Annotated in this window: 5 protein-coding genes; 3 read left to right on the top strand and 2 right to left on the bottom strand. The window is 69.5% G+C overall.

Going from position 1 to position 5,407, the window contains the following annotated elements:
• Nucleotides 1-23 precede the first annotated feature (23 nt).
• The 3 genes from ACFE64_RS14900 to ACFE64_RS14890 are packed head-to-tail and all read left to right on the top strand — an operon-like array spanning nt 24 to nt 2,283.
• Nucleotides 24-938: an FAD-dependent monooxygenase gene (locus ACFE64_RS14900; RefSeq protein WP_375393243.1), complete on the top strand. Its 915-nt coding sequence runs from the start codon at nt 24-26 to the stop codon at nt 936-938.
• Nucleotides 929-1,657 (top strand): class II aldolase/adducin family protein, encoded by a 729-nt coding sequence (locus ACFE64_RS14895; protein WP_375393242.1) that lies wholly within the window; start codon nt 929-931, stop codon nt 1,655-1,657. The genes ACFE64_RS14900 and ACFE64_RS14895 overlap by 10 nt, the downstream gene beginning before the upstream one ends.
• Complete coding sequence (locus ACFE64_RS14890) at nt 1,654-2,283, top strand: nuclear transport factor 2 family protein (RefSeq protein ID WP_375393241.1); 630 nt, start codon at nt 1,654-1,656, stop codon at nt 2,281-2,283. The genes ACFE64_RS14895 and ACFE64_RS14890 overlap by 4 nt, the downstream gene beginning before the upstream one ends.
• A gap of 189 nt (nt 2,284-2,472) precedes the next feature.
• Here the strand turns inward: ACFE64_RS14890 and ACFE64_RS14885 are convergent, their stop codons facing one another.
• Nucleotides 2,473-4,704: a TonB-dependent receptor gene (locus ACFE64_RS14885; RefSeq protein ID WP_375393240.1), complete on the bottom strand. Its 2,232-nt coding sequence runs from the start codon at nt 4,702-4,704 to the stop codon at nt 2,473-2,475.
• A 77-nt stretch (nt 4,705-4,781) separates the two neighbouring features.
• Nucleotides 4,782-5,407, bottom strand: a 626-nt coding sequence (locus tag ACFE64_RS14880; RefSeq protein ID WP_375393239.1) for an FAD-dependent monooxygenase, incomplete at its 5' end; no start/stop codon positions are given.

The raw sequence follows: 5,407 nt of genomic DNA, 5'->3' as shown, positions 1-5,407 counted from the left end.
CCGCGCCGAGCCGCGAGACGATCGTGTTCTGCGACGCGCGGCGGCCGTGCATCGCCCTGCCCGGCCCGGAGCAGACGCGCCGTTACGAGTTCAAGGTGCTCCCGGGCGAGGACGAAGCCGCGCTGCTGGCCGACGAAAGCGTGGCGCGCCTGCTCGCCGATCACGGCGCGGCGGCGGGCAGCGAGATCGTCCGCAAGACCGTCTACCATTTTCACGCGCGCATCGCCGATCGCTGGGGCGAGGGCCGCGTCTGGCTGGCGGGCGATGCCGCGCACCTCTCGCCGCCGTTCGCCGGCCAGGGCATGAACAGCGGCATCCGCGACGCGCGCAATCTCGCCTGGAAGCTGGCCGCCGTGGCGGGTGGCCGGCTGGGACCGGGGCTGCTCGACAGCTATCCGGCGGAACGCCACGGGCACGTCGCGCAGATGATCACGCTCGCGCGGCGGATGGGCGCGATCATGGGGCCGCGCACCCGCGTGCACGGGCTGGCGCAGCGCCTGGGATTCCGGCTGCTGTCGGCATGGCCGGCGGCGCGCAGCTGGTTCGCCGAGATGAAATACAAGCCGCCGCCGCGCTTCACGCACGGGTTCCTGGCCGCATCCATGCTGGCGCGGCGCGGGCCGGTCGGGCGCCTCCTGCCACAGCCGATGCTGCGCGAGGGGCCACATGCCGGCGAGCGGCTCGACGCGCTGCTCGGGACCGGGTTCGCACTGCTGGGGGTCGGCGTCGACGCGGGGGCGTCGCTCGGCGCGCGGTGGGACACGCTGGTCGAGCGGCGCGTGATGCTGCCGGTCGATGCCGTCCCAGAACTGGCGGAGCATGCCGGCATGCTGCTGCTGCTGCGCCCCGATCATTATGTCATGGCGCGGTTCACGCCGGACGCGGTGGCGCGGATCATCCCCGAACTGGAGGCATTGGCGGCGGCGACATGGACATAAAGGCCCTCCGCAGCGAGCTGGTGACGGCCAGCCACATCCTCGCCGAGCGCGGAGTGGTCGACGCGTTCGGCCATGTCAGCACGCGCGATCCGGACGATGCCGGGCGGTTTCTCATTTCGCGCTCGCTCGCCCCCGCCTTGATCGGCGAGGCGGACCTGATGCGGATCGACCTCGACGGCGAACCCCTGGACGATCCCCGCCCCGCCTTTCTCGAACGCTTCATCCACGCCGCCATCTACCGTGCGCGGCCCGAGGTGATGGCGGTGGTGCACAGCCACTCGCCCTCCGTCATCCCGTTCGGCATCGTCGCGGGCGCGCCGTTGCGCCCGACCTTTCACATGTGCGGCTTTCTCGGCGAAGGCGCGCCGGTGTTCGAGATCCGCGACACGGCGGGCGATGCCACCGACCTGCTGATCCGCTCCAACGCGCTCGGCGCCGCGCTCGCCGCCACATTGGGGCAGGAAGCGGTGGCATTGATGCGCGGACACGGCGCGACGGTGGTGGGGACGACGCTGCGCCAGGCGGTGTTCCGCGCGGTGTATCTGGAGGTGGGCGCACGCGTGCAGCTGCAGGCGGCGGCGCTGGGTGCGCCGACGTTCCTGACGCCCGCCGAGGCCGCCGCGGCGGCGGCGGCGAACGACGGCCAGGTCGACCGCGCCTGGGACCTTTGGGCAAGCCTGGTGCCCGAGAGCGGCCGACCGATGGCGTCCCCCAGGTGAGCGAAGACCGGCAATCGCGCGAAGACCGGCAGGTGATCCGCGAGACGATCGAGAATTGGGTGATCTGGCGCGATTCGGGCGATTGGGCGCGGCTTGCGACCCTCTGGCATCCCGACGGACGCATGGTGGCGACCTGGTGCGAGGCGAGCGCGGCCGACTTCATCGCTCGCAGCGCCGCCGCGTGGCAGGCCGGCATGACCGTGCTCCACGGCCTGGGCGGCACCGCGATCGATCTGCACGGCACCCGCGCGGTGGCGCAGACCCGGATGCACATCCTGCAACGCGCCGAGGTGCACGGCGTGATGGTCGACGTGACGTGCCACGGCCGCTTCTGGGACGCGCTCGAGAAGGTCGACGGACGCTGGCTGCTGCGGCTGCGCCAGCCGATCTACGAACTCGACGTGATGACGCCGGTCGTACCGGGCGCGAGCGTCACGCTCGATCCGGCGCTGCTGGCCTCCTTCCCGCTCGGCTATCGGCATCTCGCCTATCTGCAGACCGGCCTCGGCCTCGATGTCGCCCGCGATCTGCCGGGCACGCGCGGACCGGCGATCGAGGCGCTGATGCAGCGAGGCGCCCGATGGCTCGCCGGCGACGCGGCACAGTGCCTGGCCCCGGCGGCATGACGGACTGGCACGATAGCCCGACGGCGATGACCGGCCGTCGCGCGCTACGCTGGTCGACGGTGCTGCCGACCTCCACCATGTCGCGTCGGGTCCCACGCACCTGCGTCATCGCTGACGGCGGCGGGCCCGCGGGGCACCTGTGGGGCAGGCCGGCCGGGCGCTGACTCGCGTCGCGCCCGACCGTTGCCGTCAGCGATAGCCGACCTTCAGCGTCAACCCGAACGTCCGCGGCGCCTGACCATAGGAGACGGGATATCCCACGCCCTGGCTCGATGCGTTGAAGATGATCCGTTCGTCGAGCAGGTTCCGTCCCCAGACCGACACCGTGTAGTGCTTGTCGTTCGACGTCCAGGCGAGCGAGCTGCTCAGCAAGCCATAGGCCGGCTGGCGGAGGAAATTGTCCGCCTCGATATAATAGTCGCCATTGTACGATCCGGTGACGTTGTAATGCAGCGTTCCGAAGTCGAAGTCGCGCTGGTAATCGCCGGAGAGCGACGCGACGAAGTTCTGCGCCTGCGGGATGCGCCGGCCCGAGGCATCGATCGCGATCAGCGTCGCGCCGCCGTCGGCACGCGGCACGCTGCCGACCGCGTTGCGGTAGTCGGTGAACCTGGCGTGCAGCGCTTCGAGACCGCCGGACAGGCTGAACTCGGGCGTCAGGCGGGCGTTGAAGTCGACGTCCAGCCCATAGAGCTCGGCCTTGGCGCCGTTGACGATGCTTTGCGTGACGCCGACGAACTGCGTGATCTGGAGATTGTTGTACGTGTAGTAGAAGCCGCCGGCATTGAGGCGCAGGTGCCGGTCGAACAATTCAGTCTTCAAGCCCGCCTCATAGGCATCGAGCTGCTCGGGCAGGTAGGCGGGGTTGGACGGGTTGAGGATGTTGAAACCACCGCTCTTGATGCCGCGATTGTAGGAGACATAGCCCAGCACGTCCGGCCCGAACTGATGATCGAGCGCCACCCGCCAGGTCGGCTTCCGGATCGTCAGCGCCGGCGGCGTGAACCGCACGGGAACGACCGTGCCGTTGTAGCGGGTGCTGACGATCAGGCCGTCGTGCAGCTCGCGCTGCTCGTAGGTCCAGCGCGCGCCCAGCGTCAGCTTGGTGCCCGCGAACAGGCCGATGCCGACCTGCCCGAACGGCGCGATCGACCGCGTGTTCTCGACGCCGGTGGTATCGGTCCGCTGGTTCACCGCGAGCGGACCCACCGTCGCACGGTAGAAGGACGGGAAGAAGTCCCGCCGGACCTGGTTGGCGAGCCGGTTGTCATAGTAGAAGACGCCGGCGGTGTAGGTGAAGCGGTCGCTGTTGCTCGAGACCAGCTGGAGTTCCTGCGTGAAATCATGGTTGGGCTGGTTGCCCGGATCGACGCGGACGTAGAAGACCGGCACCGGCGTCGGTGCGTCGTCGAACAGGTAACTCGTCGAGCCGTGGCGATACGAGGTGATCGACACGAGCTTGGCAGGACCGAAATCGTGATCGATCTCGACGCTCGCTCCGCCGCCCTTGAAGGCGGTATACGGGTCGACCTGCGAATAGGTGTCGAACTTGCTGCCGAGCGGCCCGATCGGCCGGACGAAGGTGGTGCCGTCATAAGGCACGAAGGTGAAGGCGCGCTCGCGCCGGTCCATATAGTCGGCGATCAACGTCACGTCGGTGTCGGCATCCAGATCCCAGCGGAGCTTGCCGCGCAGCGACACCGAATGCAGGAGCTGGAAGGTGTCGTTGCCGGTCACCAGGTTGGTGCCGTAGCCGTTGCCCTGGTGCGCGTAATCGACCGAGGCGCTGGCGGCGAGGCCCTCGCCGAGCGGCCCCGACAGGAAGGCGCCGGCGCGGATCGTCGCGTAATTGTCGATCCCCGCATGCACCTCGGCCTCCGGGGTCTGCGATGGCGTGCGCGTCGTGATCTGGATCACGCCGCCGGTCGCGTTGCGGCCGAACAGCGTGCCCTGCGGCCCCTTGAGCACCGCCACCTGTTCGACATCGGGCAGCTCGCGCAGGCCCTCGCGCTGCTGCGGGATGTAGACGCCGTCGATGTACAGCGCGACCGGGTTCTCGACGACATTGCTCGACGTGCCGATGCCGCGCAGATAGGGCTGGAACGCGCCGGACACGTTGCGCGAGTTGTAGCCGGGCGCGACCGTGTTGAGCGTCGCCAGGCTGGTGACGCCCGACGTCGCAAGCTGCGCGCCGCTGATCGCGGTGATGACGATCGGCACCTTCTGCAGGTTTTCCGAGCGCCGCTGCGCGGTGACGACGATATCGCCGACCGTGCCGTCGGCGGCCGGTGGCGCCTCCGCGGCGGGTGCGGGCGCGGCCGGCGCCTGCTGCGCCGCGCTGTCCTGCGCGGCGGCCGGCGTGGCCGCACCGGCGATCACCAGCATTGTCGCGATCGCGATGGATGACGTAAAGCTCTTCATGATCCTCTCCCCTTTCATCGATAATCCACGCTCGCCGGCGGCCTGTTGGCCTGACCGACGCGCGCCACGGTCATGTGTCAGATGGCGGCGAGCAGTTCGTGCCGCTCGGCCAGCGCGGCGAATTCGGGATCGATCCGGCGCAGCCGCTCATCGCTGACGCGGCCGGTGCGCTTCATGTAATTGTAGGCGAAGGCGGGGGGATCGAGGTCCATGCGCTCGTCGACCGTCTCGTACCACAGGATGCTCTTCATCGCCGCGTCCTGGAACGCGTCCGCGCCGCCGCGCCGGTCGCGCTCGAACGCCGCGAGCGTCGCGGGAATGTCGCCGCCGCATGCCGCCAGCGCCTCGGCGAGCGCGATCGCATCCTGCATGCCGACGCGCGTGCCCGAGCCGATCGAGGGATGCACCGTCTTCAGCGCATCGCCGATCAGCACCACGTTGCCGTGATGCCAGTGACGGCTGGTCACGAACTCAGGGTTGAACCAGCCCGAGCGGTTGCCGACCAGCGGCGCGCCCTCCAGGTACGGCGCGAACACCTGCGCGCAGAACGCCCGGCTTTCCTCGTCGCTCGCCGTGTCCAGCCCCGCCGACGCCCATGTCTCCGGGCTGCACTCGATCACGAAGGTGCCGAGCTCGGGCGAAAAGCGGTAACTGTGCGCGATGAAGGTGCCGTGCGGCGTCGACTGGAAGATCAGCCCGACCG

The organism is uncultured Sphingomonas sp., from assembly GCF_964250165.1.
Taxonomy (GTDB): domain Bacteria; phylum Pseudomonadota; class Alphaproteobacteria; order Sphingomonadales; family Sphingomonadaceae; genus Sphingomonas.
This window is presented reverse-complemented; position numbering and strand designations above follow the sequence as displayed.